Here is a 17,545-nt window from a genome sequence, read left to right on the forward strand (position 1 = left end):
GGAACCCCATGACCACGCCCACCTCACTCCTCAGGTCCTCCGTCACTCCTCCCGGATACAGGCGCGACCCTGCCGCCCGCCTGCGCCCGATCAACTGGAACCGGGTCTCCGATGAGAAGGATCTCGAGGTCTGGAACCGCCTCACCGCCAACTTCTGGCTGCCGGAGAAGGTCCCGCTGTCCAACGACCTCCCGGCCTGGCGCGGCCTCTCCGCCCCGGAGCGCACGTTGACGATGCGCGTCTTCACGGGGCTGACGATGCTCGACACGGTCCAGGCCACGGTCGGGGAGATCTGCCAGATCCAGGACGCACGCACCGAGCACGAGGAGGCGGTCTACACCAACATCGCGTTCATGCAGTCGGTTCATGCCCGCTCCTACTCCAGCGTGTTCTCCACGCTGACCAGCACACCGGAGATCGACGACGCCTACCGCTGGGCGGTGGGCAACGACCTGCTCCAGCGCAGGTGCAAGGCGGTGCTCCAGCACTACTGCGGGGACGACCCGCTCAAACGCAAGGTCTCCTCCACGCTGCTGTCGTCCCTGCTGCTCTACGCGGGCTTCTACCTGCCCCTGCACTTCTCCGTGCACGCCACCCTGACGAACACGGCGGACATGATCCGGCTCATCCTCCGCGACAAAGCGGTCCACGGCTACTACTCCGGCTACAAGTACCAGCGCGGTCTCGAAGCGCACGGCCCCGAACGGCAGGAGCACATGCGTGAGTTCACCTTCGCCCTGCTGGAACAGCTCTACGAACTGGAGCTCGAATACTCCGGTGAGCTGTATGAGCCTCTCGGGCTCATGGACGACGTGTCCGCATTCGTCCGCTACAACGCGAACAAGGCTCTCATGAACCTGGGGTACCCGGCGCGGTTCGCCACCGAGGAGACAGCGGTCAGGCCCGAGATCCTCGCGGCCCTCTCGCCCGGCGCGGACGAGAACCACGACTTCTTCTCAGGGTCCGGCTCCTCCTATGTCATCGGCACAGCGGTGGACACAAGTGACGAGGACTGGGATTTCTGAATCGCCGATCCCATCCGCCGCTCGACGCGGACCGCCGGTTGACCTGAAGCTGTGGGCACGTGCCCACACATCCCACCGCCCCTACCGATTCAGAGACACTGAGGATTCTCTGAGGACTCTCCCCTACCGTCGTGGATCATGGATCATCGTGACGGGAAGAACCTCCGGCCCGAGGCGCAGCCCGGGGCTCAGTCCGCGTCCCGCTCCGGGCAGCCCCGCCGAATCTCCGCCGGGGCCGACCAGGTGAGACTCTCACTCTCCCAGACCTCGACCGAACCCGTCCCCCGTCGCCGCCGGCGCCACGAGGCGCCCGCCCATGAGCCCGAGCCGCAGGACTTCACCGCCGCCCCGGAGATGCTGGGCGAGCGCGTCCGCCTCGAGCAGCTGAGCGAGGACCATGCCGCGGACCTCGCCGAGGCAGCGGGCCGGCTCGGCGATGTCTGGGTCACCTCGATCCCGGCCCCGGGGGGCGTCCCCGCAGAGATCGCCCGGCGGCTCGAGGAGCAGAGCGCGGGCCGCATGGCCCCGTTCGCGGTGGTGGACGCGGAATCGGGGCACGCGATCGGCATGACGACGTTCATGAACATCGACGCGGCCAATCGCCGCCTCGAGATCGGCTCCACCTGGATCGCGCCCGCGGCCCAGGGCGGGAGCATCAATCCGGAGATGAAGCTCATGCTCCTCACGCGCGCCTTCGAGGAGCTCGGCTGCATCGCGGTGGAGTTCCGGACCCACTTCCACAACCACCGCTCACGGCGTGCCATCGAGAGGCTCGGCGCCAAGCAGGACGGCATCCTCCGCAGCCACCAGATCCACCGCGGCGTCCTGCGCGACACCGTCGTCTACTCGATCACGGCGGCGGAATGGCCCGCGGTCCGGCTGGGACTGGAGCATCGACTCGACGGCTCGCACGGCTGAGCGCGCACCGCGCAGTCGGCCGCAGTCACACGTCCGCGTAGTACTGCGCGGCCGTGAAGACGTTGTCCGCGTACTCCTGTGACGCGTTGTAGGCGAAGACCGCGGAGAGCCAGTCCTCGTCCCGTGTGAGATCGCGGTCCCCGCTGCACAGATAGCGGGCGGTCGTGAACGCCGCGTCGTCGATCGAGTGCGGGTCCGGCGCTCCCGTCCCGCGCGCATCGACGCGGTACCGCTCCCATGTCTGCGGGATGAACTGGAGCGGACCCACGGCACGGTCGTACTCCGTGTCCCCGTCGAGCGCGCCGCCGTCGGTGTCCGGGATCCGCGCCGTAGGGCCCTCACCGTCGAGCCGGATCCCGATGATGGCGGGGCGGGCCACACCGTCCGCGTCGACCTCCGCACCGCTGATCGTGCCGTGGCGGCTCTCCACCCAGCCGATCCCGGCGATCGTGTTCCACCCGACCCCGCAGGAGGGATAGGTGGACTTCGCCCATTCCGCAGCACCGGCGTAGGCGGCGAGCGCCCGCGCACCGATCCCCGTGCGCGTGCTCAGCTCCTCAGCCCACTCACCGGCCACCGCGAACTCCGCTGCGGGCGAGCCGGCGGCGGGAGGCGGGCCGGCGGCCGAGGCGCCACCGTCCTCCCTCTCGGCAGAGGGGTCCTGGGCCTGCACTCCCCCGAGCGCGGGGGCGGCGGGCAGCGCGGGTGAGCCCTCCGCGGGTCCGTAGTCCGCCGAGGCCGGCCCCGGCTGCCTGTCCAACGGCGCGGGAGCCGGCGTGGAGAGGAGAGACCCCAGCGCCCAGATGCCTCCGACGAGCACGAGTATGACGACGAGGGCGAGTATGCCGAGCAGTGCCGCAGTTCCGCGTCGCATCCGTCTCCGTCCCCGTCGTTCTCGTGCCTCTGCCCTCGGGTCTCCGGCCGGCAGCGATGCGCACGGCCTCCGTCCGAGGGCGCACTCACCCTACCGGCCCATCCGGAGGGACCGCTGGGAGGCCGCGGACAGCAGGCCGTCCGCGGCACGCGCACACGCTGCAGGCCGGTCGGCGCCTCGCCCGGTGCCCTGCGACGGGGAGCACCACGGCGCCTCACCCGAAGGGCGTCACCCCTCCCGGCGGGCGAAGGCGAGAGCGAACTCCTTCCGGCTGTCCGCGACAGCCTCGCGCTCGAAGGTGTTCTGCCACGTGCGGAAGAGCCGCTTCTGCTGGGCGAGCACCTCCCTGTCGGCCAGCGCCGTCTCCAGCAGGAGGGCGAGCGCACGGGACTCGGCCTCGGCGTCCGGGACGAGGGCGGTGAGGAAGCCGCACCGCTCCATCTCCTGCGCGCTGAAGCGGCGGGCGGTGAGGATCAGCTCCGCGGCCTTGGTCCAGCCCATGAGGCGGTGGAGGTTCGCGGCCTCGAGGACGGAGGGGATGCCGATGCGCACCTCGGGCATCGAGTACCACGAGCGCTCGCCGCCCACACGGAAGTCCGCGGCCGCCGCGATCTCCAGCGCTCCCCCGATGCAGTACCCCCGCAGCGCGACGGCCACCGGCACCGCGCAGGCCTTGACCGCCTCGCACACCCGCCCGAGGCGCGCGATGGTCTCCCCGGCCCGCACGGGGCTCGCGTGGTCGAACTGCGCGGTGTCCATACCCGCCGAGAAGCCCTTTTCCCCCGCCGAGGTCAGCAGCACCCCACGCACCTCGGGATCCGCCGAGGCCGCCTCGAACGCCGCGCACAGCTCCGTGAGCATGGGGGCGGTCAGAGCGTTGGCCTGGCCCGGATTGTCGAGGACGAGGGTGACGATGCCCTCGGAGCGGGACTGACGGATCATGGGGAGGGCCCTTCCTTCGCGGGAGGCCGGGGCACCGGGCGGACGGGCTCCGGCGGGCACCCTCGGCAGGTTCTCGCAGGATACGGGACGGCCGAACCTCAGACCCCGCCGAGGCACAGGCGGGTCTCGAAGACGCGCGGCTCCCAGGTGAGCGGGTCGCGGAACTCGAGCCTGCTAGCAAGCAGCTGCAGCGGCGAGGAGAGGTCATAGGGATCGGGTTCGAGGTCGACGGGATAGACCGGGTCGCCCACCAGCGGCATCCCCCAGGCATTCATGTGCACGCGCAGCTGATGCGTCTTCCCCGTGAGCGGGTGGAGTTCGAACTCGCCCACGGCACCGTCCGGATGCGTGCCCCTGTGCCCGGCAGAGCTCCCGAGGCCGCCAGGGCTCCCGCACCCGTTCTCGCAGACGCGCAGCAGCCGCGCCTCGGTCCGCGCATTGGGCGGGCCCGGCTCCTCGAGCACCTGCCGTCCGCCCTCGGGCTTGTGCAGACGGGAGACGCGGCAGGCGGCCCAGCCCGGTGCGAGCATGCGCCCGGACGCCGGTGCGAGCGCGCCTTCGGGCCCGCTGCGGCCTCGGGCACCAGCCTCGGCCCCACCCGCACCCCCGCCCTCCGGGAGCCGAGCGAGCGCACGGTAGGTCTTGCGGATGAGCCGCTCCTGGAACAGCGTCTGGTAGGCGCCGCGGGTCTCGGGCCGCCGGGACAGGACGAGCAGGCCCGCCGTCACCCGGTCGAGGCGGTGGATCGCCACGAGGTCCGGCTCATCCCGCTCCACTCGCAGGCGGGTGACGGCGCACTCGCGCACGAAGCGTCCGTTGGGCGTGCTGGCGAGGAAGTGCGGCTTGTCGACGACGAGCAGCTCCGCATCCTCGTGGACGACGCCGATCTCCACCGGCAGCCGCTCCTCCGGCGGGAAGTCGCGGTGGAAGAAGTAGAAGCCGCCGGGCACGAGCGGGCTGTCCAGGGCGACCCGGCAGCCGCTCTCGTCCGTGAGCTCGCCCGTCGTGGTCAGCGCCTCCAGCTCCGCCGCCGAGGCCTCCGGAAAGTCTCCGCGCAGCCACTCCCCCACGGTCTCCGGCGGGGTCTCGTGCGAACGCGCATGCGTCCGCGTGCCGCCGGGAGCGCGCAGGCGCTGGGCGGTGATCCCCTCGCGCGGGGGCAGAGGCGGGCGCATGACTGCGAGGCTAGCACCGCGGCAGAGCCGGCGCTGCGGCGCCGTCAGCGCCCGGCAGGAGGGGCGGCAGGCTGCGCGGCCGGGCCTCGGGACAGCCTCGCCGCCACCGGCCGCGCAGCCGCGACGAGGATCCAGAACCTCTGCCGGTTGCGCAGCCAGGTCACCACCACGAGCACTCCGGTGATGCCCACCAGGAGCAGGAAGAGGGGATCGGCGAGCGGCGCGAACACCCTGCCCAGCGCGGATTCCGCGAAGGCTCGGACCAGTGCCTCACGCGCCGGGAGGGAGAGGAGCGCGACCGGGCCGCAGAGCGCGGCGGCGGCGAGGACCGCAGCCATCAGCCGCGGAGGGACCGCAGGCGGGCGGACGCAGAGGCGGGGAGCCGAGGGGTCATCGCACGGACTGCTCATGGAAAGCGACCGTACGGATTCCCTGCCACAGACCCAAGCCGACGCACCCGCCCGCCCGCAATGCCTCACGGCCGCACGGTGAGGCCCCGGGTCACGCAGCCTGCGCCGGGGCGGCCGCCGCGACGCGGAGCTCGCCGTCTGCCGCCGTCACCGCGACGCAGTCAGCGGCGCGCAGCCGCTCGGCCATGAGGAGCTCAGCGATCCGGTCGTCGAGCTCGCGCTGCAGCACCCTCCGCAGCGGCCGTGCTCCGTACTCCGGCTCCCAGCCGCGCTCCGCGATCCAGTCGACGGCGTCCTCGCCGACCTCCAGTTCGAAGCCCTGCGCCCGCACGCGCCGCCGGGTGTCCTCGAGCTGGATCTGCACGATCCGCCGCAGCTCCTCACGGTCGAGCTTCCCGAACAGGACGATGTCGTCGATCCGATTGAGGAACTCCGGACGCATCGTCTCCTTGAGGCGGGACATCACCCGGCTGCGCACCCCGGCGTCCATAACGCCGGCATCCGCGGCGTCGCCGGCCTCGGCGGAGAACCCGATGGTGCCGATCGAGCTCGTGAGGAACTCGGCCCCCACATTGGAGGTCATGATGACGACCGTGTTCCGGAAGTCCACGGTGCGCCCCTGTCCGTCCGTGAGCCGGCCGTCGTCGAGCACCTGCAGCAGCAGGTTGAACACGTCCGGGTGCGCCTTCTCGATCTCGTCGAGGAGGATCACCGAGTACGGACGGCGGCGCACCTGCTCCGTGAGCTGGCCGGCCTCGTCGAAGCCCACGTAGCCGGGAGGCGCGCCCACCAGCCGGCTGGCCGTGTGCCGCTCCCCGAACTCGCTCATGTCGAAGCGGATCATGGCCTTCTCATCGCCGAACAGCGAGGCGGCCAGTGCTCGGGCGAGCTCCGTCTTGCCCACGCCTGTGGGACCCAGGAAGAGGAACGAGCCCACGGGCCGGCCCTCGTCGCTCAGCCCCGCACGACTGCGCCGCACGGCACGGGCCACGGCGGAGACCGCATCGGACTGCCCCACGACCTGTTCGTGCAACTCGTCCTCGAGGCGTGCCAGGCGCTCGCGCTCGCCCTCCGCAAGGCGGGCGACCGGGATCCCTGTGGACCGGGCGACGATCTCCGCGATCTCGTGCTCGTCCACGATCTGGTTCGCCTCGCCTGCGGCGGAGGCTTCGGACGCGCCCGAGGCCGTGCTCCCCTGGGCGGCGGCACCCTCGGGGGCACCCGAGACCGCGGAGGCGTCCTGCGCAGCCGCATCCCGCCGAGCGGCGCTCCCCTCGGCCGCGGCGATCCGCCCGTCCACCTCCTCGATCTCGTCACGGAGGCGGGCGGCCTCCTCGAAGCTCTCGGCGGCCGCAGCTGCGGCCTTCGCGGCGTCCAGCTGTGCGCGCTTCTCGCGGAGATCCAGCAGCTCGCGGCTGGGTCCGCGGCGCAGGCTCATGCGCGCACCTGCCTGGTCGAGCAGGTCGATGGCCTTGTCCGGCAGGAACCGGTCCGTGATGTAGCGGGAGGACATCTCCACGGCCGCGCGCAGGGCCTCGTCCGTATACCGCACGCCGTGGTGCTCCTCGTAGCGGTCCTTCACCCCGGCGAGGATCCGCACAGCGTCCTCCTCCGAGGGCTCGTCCACCGTCACGTGCTGGAAGCGGCGGGCGAGCGCCTGGTCCTTCTCCACGCGGCGGAACTCGCTGAGCGTCGTGGCGCCCACCAGGTGCAGGTCGCCGCGGGCCAGGCGCGGCTTGAGGATGTTGCCTGCGTCCATGCCCTCGCCGCTGCCGCCGGCGCCCAGCACGGTGTGCAGCTCGTCGATGAAGGCGATGATGCGCCCCTCGCTGTCCGCGATCTCCTCGATCGCCTTCGTGAGGCGCTCCTCGAAGTCGCCGCGGTAGCGGGTGCCGGCGAGCATGGCGGGCAGGTCGAGGGAGATCACGCGCCGGTCGCGCAGCTGGGCGGGCACCTCATCGGCGATGATCGCCTGCGCCAGCCCCTCGACAACGGCGGTCTTGCCCACACCGGCCTCGCCGATCAGCACCGGGTTGTTCTTGGTGCGACGGGCGAGGATCTCGACCGTCTGCTCGATCTCCTCCGCCCGGCCGATGACCGGATCCAGGCCCCCCTCACGTGCCAGCGCGGTGAGATCGAGGCCGTACTGGTCGAGCGTGGGAGTCCCGGAGGCACCCTCTCCGGTGGGTTCCCCCGTCGAGGCGCCGCTCGCCGTGGCCTCGGACTGTCCGGAGGCCTGTCGCGCCGCCTGCTCTGCGGCGGCCTGATGCAGGGTCTGCGGGGTGACGCCCGCCTGAGCGAACAGCTGGCCTGCGGACATGTCCTGGTTGAGCACCAGCGCGAAGAACACGTGTTCGGGCTCGATGTAGGTGGAGCCGAAGCTGCGGGCCACCTGATAGGCGTCGAGGAGGGCGCGCTGCGTGGCCGCGGTGAGGGAGACCTGGGCCGCAGCCTGCTCGTCGGAGCTCTCCGAGGCACCCTCGGCGCGCTCCGGCATGCGGGACTCCGCCGCCTGTGCGATCGCCTGCGGGTCCGCGCCGGTGGCGGCGATGTGCCGGCCGATCTGATCGTGGTCCATCATGACCCGGACGAGGTGGAGCACGTCGAGTTCTGCGTGGCCGTGCTCTGCCGCGAATCTGCCTGCGACCTCGAGCAGCGCGTGCGTGCGCCGGGTGAGGAGCCGGGTGATGTCGATGGGACGGCGCGCCTGCCCCTGACTCTGCATGAGCCGGGCCAGGAAGCTCTCGAACGAGTCGCCGCCCGCACCGGACGGACCGAAGAAGGTGGGCAATTCAGCCTCCCGTTGAGTTGAGCGTATGTCACTCAAGTCAACACTCGGGAGCGCTGGATATTCCCGCCCGCAGATCCGCCATTCCTGCCCGAGGCCGCCATTCAGCACCGGTCAGGTGCCCAGCCGCCGCTCCCCTGCGGGAGCCGCGGCCTCGCGCCCAGCGGTTCAGGAGCCCAGCCGCCACTCCTCGACGGGAGCCACGGCCTCACCGTCTTCGTTGTAGGTGTAGAAGCCCGCGCCGTCGGCGCGACCGGCCCGGCCCGGCCTGATGCCGCGCTCCTCGAGGAGGTCTGCGAACTCCTGCAGGGTGGCGTCCTCCGGATTGTTCCGGATGATGTTGACCGCCACGTTGAAGCCCACGGTGTCGTAGATCTCGAAGGGGCCGTTGGGGGCACCGGTGGCGACCTTCCATGTCCTGTCGATGTCCTCGGGGTCCGCCACTCCGTTCGCATAGAGATAGGCACCGGCGTTGAGCAGCGGGATGAGGAGGCTGTTGAGCACGTAGCCCGGCGTCTCCTTCCGGATGGCGATGGGCTCGAGAGCGATCTCCGCAGCGAACTCCAGCACGGTGTCGAAGACCGCATCGTCCGTCCTCTCCGTCCGCATCACCTCGCCGGTGTTGTGCAGCCAGACCATGTTGGCGAAGTGCAGGGCGAGGAACCTCTCGGGACGACCCGTGGCATCTGCGAAATCGCTGGGCTGCAGGGAGGAGGAGTTCGTGGCGAAGATCGTCCGCTCCGGGGCCGCCTCGCCGATCTGCGACCACACCTTCCTCTTGAGCTCGAGGTTCTCCGGGACCGCCTCGATCACGATATCGGCCTCCGCGACGGCCTCGGCGATGTCCGTGGTGGTGCGGATGGAGGCGATGGCCTCGTCGAAGCGCTTCTCGTCGAAGTCCGGGAGGTCGCGGCGGTAGAAGCCGCGCATCCACTCCCAGCGGTCCGGCAGCTTTGCGAGCAGCTCGTCCGAGATGTCGTAGCCCGTGACCTGCTTGCCGTTGTAGGCCGCCTGCATGATGATCTGGGAACCCAGGACCCCAGTGCCGAATACGGTGACGGTCGCGATGTCCGTCATGTGCGCTCCTCCGTGCTTCCGGCCGAATCGGCCCGCCCGCGGGAGTGCGGGCAGCGCCTCGGTCACCTGCCACAACGCACGAGGGTGCCGCAGGATTTCCGGATGTGAGGCAGAGATCAGCGCGAGCGGGACTCGTCCGCACCGACGAGCAGATCCCATCCGAGCCGCCGCGCGGCCCGTCGGTCGAAGGTCACCACGCGCTCCACTCCGAACAGCTCCATGGCACCGGCGATCAGAGCATCTCCGAAGTCCGCCCCCTGCTCTGCGAGGACGAGGGCACGCAGCGCACCTTCACTGTCGTCGAATTCCAGGGACTCCGTCTCCAGGAGGCGGCGCATGATCGCCAGCCCTTCCTGCGGTGACAGCCCGCAAGAACGCCGGAGCACCCAGTACGTCTCTGCGAGTGTGATCTGCGTGACGAATACGGGAGCCTCACGGGAGAAGGACAGCAGCACTTCTGCGGCGACAGACGACTGAGTGGCATCGTCCTGCAGAAGAGCCCGGAGGAGCACATTGGTGTCCACCCCCGTCGCAGAACGGCCGAGTGCACTCACTCTCGCTCCTGCCGCTCCACGCCCTGCGCGCCACTGGCAGCCCAGCCATCGGCAATCGCCTCGTTCATCTCCTCGATCGTCATCGGGGCGCGTTCCGGGTCGTGCAGGATTCCGATGAGGTCCCGGATGCTCCGAGTCCGGGGAATGAGCCGATAGAGCCCTTCTCCCGCTCGAATGAACGCCACCTTCGAGCCCGTGGTGAGGTGGAGCTCGTCCCTGAGCTCCTTCGGCAGCGTGATCTGACCCTTGCTGGTCACCGTCGCCTCAGACATCGGATCTCCTTTCGGAAGACACCTACATCTTACGAGAAGGCAAAAAGTAAGGCAAGGGTTCGCAGAATCGACGCATGATGCCGAGGGCCCGCGAACAGGCGGCAGCCAATCCACCGTCCGCCGATTCTCCCCGAGACCCACATGACCGGGAACACGCGCTCAGCCGGCCGCGCCCTCCTCACCGGCTCAGTCCTCCAGCAGCAGGCCGCGCAGGCGGGTGAGTTCGTCCTCGCTCAGACCCAGCCCCCGGCGCACATAGCCCTCGATCCCGCCGAACCGGGTCTCCGCCTCTGCGAGCGCCGTCACGAGGTACTCCTCCCGGACCCCGAGCACCGGTTCGAGCATCGCCGGGTTCCCGCCGCTCTCGGCGAAGCGGTCGAACAGCGGCTGCAGCGCCGGCAGAAGATCCGTGTTGGTGCGGAGGTAGTCGGCCATGACGGTGTCCGCGTCCACGCCCAGGGTGAGCAGCAGCGAAGCCGCCGCCCAGCCGGTTCGGTCCTTCCCCGTGGTGCAGTGCACGAGCGAGGGAGCGTCACCGAAGTCCAGGAGACCGCGATACCAGCCGCGGTACGCCTCGAGCGCGCTGGGCAGCGAGACGATGTCCCGGTACGCCTGCGCGAAATGCTCCACCGCGCGGCCGCCGCTCAGGAACTCCCCCGCGAGGGCGGGGTCCTCGAAGAACGCAGACATGTGCGCCGGGGCCGTCTGCTGCGAATCGCGCAGGACATCGAGTGGGACGCGTCGTGCGCCCGCCGGCAGCCGGTCCGGTCGCTCCTCGCACTCGGACGCAGTGCGGAGATCGAACACGGTGCGGATGCCCCGCTTCCGCAGCGCCTCCTGACCTCCTGCGTCCAGGCGGCTGAGGTCCACGGAGCGGTAGAGGAGGCCCGAGCGCACGCTCCTCCCCTCCGCCGTGCGGTGTCCGCCCAGATCACGGAAGTTGGGCAGGCCGGGCACAGGCATCGTCACCGCCCGTCCCGCTGGTGGAGGATGCGCCCGGCGCCCACCACGAGCTCCCGCTGCGGGCCCCGCACAAGCAGATCCATGGGGTTCTCGGCATCGACGAGCACCACGTCGCCGCGCCCTCCCACCACGAGGTCGTGGTCGTCGCGGCCCACCGCCCAGGCACCGTCACTGCTCGCCAGCCGCACCACCTGTGTGAGGTCCTCATCGCGCACCCAGCCTCCGGCCCGGGCGAACTGCCACGCGATGCCCATGACGTCTCCCGTGCCGTAGGGGCTCCAGAGGTCGCGGATGCCGTCCGTGCCCAGCCCGAGGCGCACCCCCGCCTTCTCCAGCTCGCGCATCGGCAGCTGCTGCGCGCCCAGCCGGGGCGGAGCCACCGTCGTCATCGACATGCCCAGCTCGCCCATGCGCGCAAGCAGATCGCGCCGCCGGGCGGCGTCCACCTGTGCCACCGCGAAGCCGTGCGCGATGTTCACCAGCCCCTGCAGCCCGTGCCGCTCCACTCGCTCGCACATGAGCTCGATCTGGAACACGCCGAGGTCCGCCGGGTCGTGGAGATGGACGTCCACGCCCGCGGAGAACTCGCCCGCGATCTCCATGATCCCGTCGATCTGCCCCACCGGATCGCGGTCGATCGTCGCGGGATCGAGGCCGCCGATGCTCTCCGTGCCTGCCTGCACCGCGTCCCGCAGCAGCGACATGACGCCGGGCCTGCGCAGCACGCCGTCCTGCGGGAAGGCCACGATCTGCACCTCGAGTGCACCGCCGAAGCCTGCGGCTGCCTCGCGCACGGTCTCGATCCCGCGCTGGCCCAGACCGAGGTCCACGTCGACATGGCTGCGAATCGCGGTGGTGCCGCTCGCGACCATCCGCTCCAGCACCGTCCGGGTGATGTCCGCTCCCGGGATGCCCAGGCGGTCGCGCTCGGCCCGCTCGTGGCGGATGCGCCCGTCCGTGCCGGGCTCGCCGCCGAAGGACTCCCACGGCAGGCCCCACCAGGACTTGTCCACGTGCGCGTGCGCATTCACGAGGCCGGGAACTGCGAGCAGTCCGCGTCCGTCGATCTCCGGGACGGACACCCGTGCTGAGCCCTCACCCACCGGAGTGAGCGAGGCGATCCGGCCGTCCTCGATCAGGATGTCCCGGGCCCCACCGCCCCAGGGTCGGACGTTGCGGATGAGGAGAGTGCCGCTCTGTGCGGCTCCGGCGGTGTGCGGCGAGTGCTGAGCAGGAGTCATACTGCCATCGTCGCACAGCTCGCCCTGCTCAGCCTCTGCCCGCTCAGCCTCTGCGCTGCGCTCATCCGCACACGTATGCACTTTCTGCGCGCTCAGCCGACCGGAGGCGCAGAATCCACATACCCGCAGCGGACCGGCAGCGCGCAGCAGCAGGCATGAGAAAAGCACCGCGGGGCCGCTGCCTGCAGCAGCGGCCCCGCGGTGCTCACGCCGGTCCGGGCGGAGGAGGATTCAGTCCTCGTCCTCCTCGTCCTTCTTCTCGACGACCAGGGTCTCCGTGGTCAGCACGAGCGCGGCGATGGAGGCCGCGTTGCGCAGAGCCGAACGGGTCACCTTCACCGGGTCGATGACGCCTGCGCCGATGAGGTCGCCGTACTCGCCGGTCGCGGCGTTGAAGCCCTGGCCGGCGGCCTCGAGCTCGGACACCTTGGAGACGACGACGTAGCCGTCCTCACCCGCGTTCTCGGCGATCCAGCGCAGGGGCTGGACGACACCGCGGCGGACGATGTTCACACCGGTCGCGGCATCGCCGGACAGGCCCAGATCGTTGCCGTCGAGCACGCGAGCGGCGTGGATGAGTGCGGAGCCGCCGCCCACCACGATGCCCTCCTCGATGGCCGCACGGGTCGCGGACACGGCGTCCTCGACACGGTGCTTGCGCTCCTTGAGCTCCACCTCGGTCGCCGCGCCCACCTTGATGACGGCCACGCCGCCGGCGAGCTTGGCCAGGCGCTCCTGGAGCTTCTCGCGGTCCCAGTCGGAGTCCGTGTTCTCGACCTCGGCGCGGATCTGCGCCACACGGGCGTCCACCTCGGCCTGCTCGCCCGCGCCGTCGACCACCGTGGTGGCGTCCTTCGTGACGGTGACGGTGCGTGCCGAGCCCAGCTGCTCGAGCGTGACCTGGTCGAGCTTCATGCCCATGTCCGGGGTCACGACCTCGCCGCCGGTCAGGGTCGCCAGGTCCTGCAGGATCGCCTTGCGGCGGTCGCCGAACCCGGGGGCCTTGACGGCCGCGACGTTGAGGATGCCGCGGATCTTGTTGACCACGAGCGTCGAGAGCGCCTCGCCCTCGATGTCCTCTGCCACGATGAACAGCGGCTTGCCCGCCTGCTGCACCTTCTCCAGCACCGGGAGCAGATCCTGGATGTTCGAGATCTTGCCCTGGTTGATGAGGATGTACGGGTTCTCGAGGACGGCCTCCTGGCGGTCCGCGTCCGTCACGAAGTACGGCGACAGGAAGCCCTTGTCGAACTGCATGCCCTCGGTGAACTCGAGCTCCACCGAGGCGGCCTGCGACTCGTCGATCGTGATGACGCCGTCCTTGCCCACCTTCTCGAAGGCCTCGGCGATGAGCCCGCCGATCTCCTCCGACTGCGCGGACAGGGCCGCGACGAACGCGATCTCCTTGGAGCCGTCCACATCGCGGGCGATCTCGCGGAGACGGTCCTCGACGGCGTCGACGGCCTTCTCGATGCCGGCCTTGAGCTGGCCGGGGGCGGCACCGGCGGCCACATTGCGCAGGCCCTCCTGGACCAGCGCCTGCGCCAGCACGGTGGCGGTCGTGGTGCCGTCGCCGGCCACGTCGTTGGTCTTGGTGGCGACTTCCTTGGCCAGCTGTGCGCCGAGGTTCTCGTACGGGTCGTCCAGCTCCACCTCACGGGCGATGGTCACGCCGTCGTTGGTGATGGTGGGTGCGCCCCATGCCTTGTCGAGGACGACATTGCGGCCGCGGGGTCCGAGCGTCACCTTGACGGTGTCGGCGAGGACATTCACGCCGCGTTCGAGGGCCTTGCGCGCCTCATCGTCGAACTGCAGGGTCTTTGCCATTCTTCACTTCCCCTTCGTGTGCGTTGATCCTGTGACGATGCCGCGCCGCGCGGGGGCGGAACGGCGTCGCGTCAGCGAGGAAGCGGTCAGGAGATGACTGCGAGGACGTCGCGCGCCGAGAGGACGAGGAACTCCTCGCCGCCGTACTTGAGCTCGGTGCCGCCGTACTTGGAGTAGACGACCTTGTCGCCCTCCTTGACGTCCAGCGGGATGCGGGAGCCGTTGTCTGCGACGCGGCCGGGGCCCACTGCCACGACCTCACCCTCCTGCGGCTTCTCCTTGGCGGTGTCGGGGATGACCAGGCCCGAGGCCGTGGTCTGCTCTGCCTCGACCTGGCGGATGACGATGCGATCCTCGAGCGGCTTGATGGAGACCGACATGTGCGGACACTCTCCTTATGACGAAGGTTTGTCTTGTCGTCGTGCGACGCGTGAGCCTCCACGCGGGATTCCGCGATTCGCCGCCCGTCGTCGCGGGTGCCGGGCAGCAGGCCGGTGTCGCACAGTTAGCACTCACATGGCGCGTGTGCTAGCTCGACTCTAATTCCGCACTGGCACTCGTGCAACTCGAGTGCCAGGCCGCGGACGCGCTCTCAGCGGACTCCCGGAGAAGTGCGAATAGCCGCGGCCGAGGCGGGACCTGAGTCCCGCCTCGGCCGCGGCTCCCGTGCATCACGGGGATCAGCCCACGCCCACCATGCCGGCGCACTCCCACTGGCTCCAGCCGTGGCGCTCCTGCAGCATCTTGGCGCGCATGAACTGCTCCTGCGGTGAGGCATCGGCAGGATTGCCGGAGCCGCCCACGCCCTCCCACGTGGGGATGCCGAACTGGAAGAGGCCGAAGTACCTGTTGTTGGACCGGTTCACGGCCTTGGGGTTGAACTCGGACTCGCACTGGACGATCTTGTACCAGGGGCTCGAGGGTCCGCCGAGCATCTCCTTGATCGCGGCCGTGGACATGGTCCCGCCCTCCTGGCCGTCCGGCGAGATCTCGTAGCTGTCGGGGTCCGTGGGGTCACCGGTGCCGACGAGGACGATCTCCTCCTTCGGCTCCTCCAGGACCTTCTCGTCCGTCTCGACTCGGGAGACCTCCTCGCCGTCGATGAGCCCGATCTCGTAGGTGACCTCGCGCTTGCCGTCCGCGCCCTTCTGCTCGACCTTCTTCCCGCCCTCGACCATCCTGTCCGTCTTCTTCTCGGTGACCTTCTTCTCCACGGTCTCCTCGACGGTCTCCGTCTTCGTCTCGGTGCGGAGCACATCGACGGTCTGCCCCGAGGCGATGGGGGCGGTGAGCGGCGAGGAGACGATGTCCGTGTCCTCGACGGCGACGCCGGCGAGCTCGAGCGCCTCACCCGTCGTCGCGGCGGTGCCCTGCACCTCATGGGACTCGCCGTCCGCGCGCACCGTGACGGTCTTGGGGGTGACGACGGTGAGCTCGGTGGGGGACGCGGGGTCCAGCGGCGCATCGCCGGCGGCGGAGACCTCCGCCCCGGCCGGATCCACGCCCAGGTCCGCGAGCGCCTCGTCCACCGTGTTCGCATGGGTGGTCTCCTCCGAGGCCACGCCGTCGAGACTGAGCGCCACGCTCTTCTGCGTGTTCACCACGATGTCCATGCCGCGGGTCACGGAGGCCTCCCCGCCCGGCTGGATGCGGTCCTCGCCGGAGAGGTCGAGGTTCTGCCCGGCGAGCACCTCCTCGACGGAGCCCGCGAAGGTGCGCACCTGCTGGTGCTGTCCGTCGACCACGAGGTCGACGCTCTTGTTGAAGCCGACGAAGGCGGCGGTCGAACCCACCAGTGCGGTGATGACGACGGCCTGCCCTGCGATCTGGATGCCCTTGCGCTTCATGTCTCCCCCGCGGCGCCTGCCGCCGCTGCTCGTGGTGGGTGATGCTCGTGGTGGATGTTGCTGTGTGAGGCGGGTCCCGGCCGCCGGAGCGCCGGCCTGCGTGCGTCCGGTCACCTGCTGTGCGCCCGGTCACTCACGGCTGGGCGACGCACCGAGCGCCGCGCTCACGATGGTGAGTGCGGCGCTCGGCAGCGGTCAGGTGTCGGCATGCCGGATGCAGACCACGTGCGGGAGTCCGGGGATCATGCGCAGGACCACTGGCCCCAGCCTGCCTTCTCCTGCAGGATCTTGGCCCGCTTGAACTGCTCGGTGGGATGGGCGTCGATCGGGTTGCCGGAGCCGCCCACACTCCGCCAGGTGGCGAGCTTGAACTGGAAGAGTCCATAGTGGCCGTTGGGGTTGACCGCACGCGGGTTGAAGGTCGACTCGCACTCGACGATCTTGTACCAGCGGCTGCCGGACCCGCCGAGCATCTCCTTGATCTCGGCCGTGCTCATGTCGCCGGAGTAGTTGCCGCCTCCGCCGGAGCCGCCGTCATCCGAGCCGCCGGACTCGCCCTCGTCCTCCTTGGGAGCAGGTGCGGGCGCCGGAGCCTTGGTGCCGACCTTGACGATCTCCTCGACCGGCTCGGCGACGACCTCCTCGGACTTCTTCTCCTTGGAGATCTCCTCGCCGTTGACGGTGGTGACGGAGTAGACGATCTCCTTGGAGCCGTCCTTGCCCTTCTGCTCCACCTCGCGCTTGCCGCGCTCGAGCGAATCGTCCTTCTTCTCCGTGACCTTCTTCGCGATGGCCTCGGTCTCCGTCTTGTCCTCGGTCTTGGTGCGCAGCACCTCCACCACGCCGCCGTCGAGCACGGGGGCCGAGGCCGGGAGCGAGAGCGTGTCCGCCTCGCCCAGCTCGACGCCCGCCTCGTCGATGACCTCCTGCGCCGTGGCGGCGGTGATCTCGACCGGCGTCCGCTCCCCGTCCGCGACGACCGTGACCGTCTTCGGGGTGATGACGGAGAACTCGCTGTTCTGGCCGTCGGCCAGGCTGGCTTTGAGATCCGCGGAGACCTCCGCGCCCTCCGGGTCCACGCCGAGCTCCGCGAGCGCCTGACCCACCGTGTTCGCCGTGGTGCTCTGCGCGGAGGAGACCCCGTCCAGCGTGAGCTGCAGGTCCTTCGAGGTGTTGACGACGATGTCCATGCCGCGCGTGATGCTCGCGTCCGCGCCGGGCTGCACCTGGTCACCGGCCTCGACCTCGATCTCCTGGGAGTCCAGGAGATCGGAGACGCTGCCGGAGAAGGTGCGCACCTGCTCGGACTGGCCGTCGACCACGAGGTTCACCTGCTTGTTGAGGCCCACGAAGGCAGCCGTGCCGCCCACCAGAGCGGTGATGACGACGGCCTGACCGGCGATCTGCACCTTTCGGTTGCGCAGAGCTGAGATCACGTGAAAGTCCAATCAGAAGACGGGAGGGACGGAACGACTGCAACGAGTGTAACCGGTTCGTTATCTAATCGCTACCGCCGTTACAAAGGATGTGACAGAACCCTCGTCGCGCGGGCCTCTGCGCCAGAGATCCCAGCTCGCGCCGTGCCACCCAGCGCCACAGCCGCTCGCCGGTTCCGCGCGTCCCAAGTCCCAG

Annotated in this window: 16 protein-coding genes; 2 read left to right on the forward strand and 14 right to left on the reverse strand. The window is 70.1% G+C overall.

From position 1 onward, the window contains the following. The first annotated feature begins 8 nt into the window (after nucleotides 1-8). A complete protein-coding gene (nrdF, locus tag K318_RS0100990) occupies nucleotides 9-1,025 on the forward strand; it encodes a class 1b ribonucleoside-diphosphate reductase subunit beta (RefSeq protein ID WP_084499473.1) in 1,017 nt (338 codons plus the stop codon). Nucleotides 1,026-1,163: 138 nt separating this feature from the next. Continuing rightward, nucleotides 1,164-1,943, forward strand: coding sequence for a GNAT family N-acetyltransferase (locus K318_RS0100995; protein WP_084499474.1), 780 nt, complete (start codon nucleotides 1,164-1,166; stop codon nucleotides 1,941-1,943). A gap of 25 nt (nucleotides 1,944-1,968) precedes the next feature. Here the strand turns inward: K318_RS0100995 and K318_RS0101000 are convergent, their stop codons facing one another. The 14 genes from K318_RS0101000 to K318_RS0101065 form a co-directional block, all read right to left on the reverse strand. Next, the gene (locus K318_RS0101000) at nucleotides 1,969-2,817 is read right to left on the reverse strand and encodes a lytic transglycosylase domain-containing protein (RefSeq protein WP_029088089.1); all 849 of its coding nucleotides are present in this window, start codon (nucleotides 2,815-2,817) and stop codon (nucleotides 1,969-1,971) included. Between the two features lie 228 nt (nucleotides 2,818-3,045). After that, nucleotides 3,046-3,759, reverse strand: coding sequence for an enoyl-CoA hydratase/isomerase family protein (locus K318_RS0101005; protein ID WP_029088090.1), 714 nt, complete (start codon nucleotides 3,757-3,759; stop codon nucleotides 3,046-3,048). A gap of 98 nt (nucleotides 3,760-3,857) precedes the next feature. Further along, nucleotides 3,858-4,934 carry a pseudouridine synthase gene (locus K318_RS0101010; protein WP_029088091.1) on the reverse strand — a complete coding sequence of 359 codons (1,077 nt, stop codon included), beginning with the start codon at nucleotides 4,932-4,934 and terminating at the stop codon, nucleotides 3,858-3,860. A 44-nt stretch (nucleotides 4,935-4,978) separates the two neighbouring features. Further along, nucleotides 4,979-5,272, reverse strand: a complete 294-nt coding sequence (locus K318_RS0101015) for a hypothetical protein (RefSeq protein WP_029088092.1) — start codon at nucleotides 5,270-5,272, stop codon at nucleotides 4,979-4,981. A 163-nt stretch (nucleotides 5,273-5,435) separates the two neighbouring features. Further along, a complete protein-coding gene (locus K318_RS0101020) occupies nucleotides 5,436-8,135 on the reverse strand; it encodes an ATP-dependent Clp protease ATP-binding subunit (RefSeq protein ID WP_029088093.1) in 2,700 nt (899 codons plus the stop codon). A 165-nt stretch (nucleotides 8,136-8,300) separates the two neighbouring features. Next, on the reverse strand, nucleotides 8,301-9,209 hold the full coding sequence (locus tag K318_RS0101025; protein ID WP_029088094.1) for a 3-hydroxyacyl-CoA dehydrogenase: 909 nt from the start codon (nucleotides 9,207-9,209) through the stop codon (nucleotides 8,301-8,303). A gap of 116 nt (nucleotides 9,210-9,325) precedes the next feature. Further along, on the reverse strand, nucleotides 9,326-9,763 hold the full coding sequence (locus K318_RS18450) for a type II toxin-antitoxin system VapC family toxin (protein WP_051297302.1): 438 nt from the start codon (nucleotides 9,761-9,763) through the stop codon (nucleotides 9,326-9,328). Further along, on the reverse strand, nucleotides 9,760-10,035 hold the full coding sequence (locus K318_RS18455; protein ID WP_051297303.1) for an AbrB/MazE/SpoVT family DNA-binding domain-containing protein: 276 nt from the start codon (nucleotides 10,033-10,035) through the stop codon (nucleotides 9,760-9,762). The genes K318_RS18450 and K318_RS18455 overlap by 4 nt, the downstream gene beginning before the upstream one ends. Nucleotides 10,036-10,221: 186 nt before the next feature. Then, nucleotides 10,222-10,998, reverse strand: coding sequence for a tyrosine-protein phosphatase (locus tag K318_RS0101040; RefSeq protein WP_035280139.1), 777 nt, complete (start codon nucleotides 10,996-10,998; stop codon nucleotides 10,222-10,224). Between the two features lie 2 nt (nucleotides 10,999-11,000). Next, complete coding sequence (locus tag K318_RS0101045; protein ID WP_051297304.1) at nucleotides 11,001-12,239, reverse strand: amidohydrolase family protein; 1,239 nt, start codon at nucleotides 12,237-12,239, stop codon at nucleotides 11,001-11,003. 231 nt (nucleotides 12,240-12,470) lie between these two features. Beyond that, complete coding sequence (gene groL / locus K318_RS0101050) at nucleotides 12,471-14,066, reverse strand: chaperonin GroEL (RefSeq protein ID WP_029088097.1); 1,596 nt, start codon at nucleotides 14,064-14,066, stop codon at nucleotides 12,471-12,473. Nucleotides 14,067-14,152: 86 nt separating this feature from the next. Continuing rightward, nucleotides 14,153-14,446, reverse strand: a complete 294-nt coding sequence (gene groES, locus K318_RS0101055) for a co-chaperone GroES (protein ID WP_029088098.1) — start codon at nucleotides 14,444-14,446, stop codon at nucleotides 14,153-14,155. A gap of 300 nt (nucleotides 14,447-14,746) precedes the next feature. Beyond that, the gene (locus K318_RS18460; RefSeq protein ID WP_035280141.1) at nucleotides 14,747-15,913 is read right to left on the reverse strand and encodes a resuscitation-promoting factor; all 1,167 of its coding nucleotides are present in this window, start codon (nucleotides 15,911-15,913) and stop codon (nucleotides 14,747-14,749) included. Nucleotides 15,914-16,155: 242 nt separating this feature from the next. Next, nucleotides 16,156-17,349, reverse strand: a complete 1,194-nt coding sequence (locus K318_RS0101065; protein WP_029088099.1) for a resuscitation-promoting factor — start codon at nucleotides 17,347-17,349, stop codon at nucleotides 16,156-16,158. Nucleotides 17,350-17,545: the final 196 nt, after the last annotated feature.

Source organism: Brevibacterium album DSM 18261 (assembly GCF_000426445.1).
In the GTDB taxonomy this organism is placed as follows: domain Bacteria; phylum Actinomycetota; class Actinomycetes; order Actinomycetales; family Brevibacteriaceae; genus Brevibacterium; species Brevibacterium album.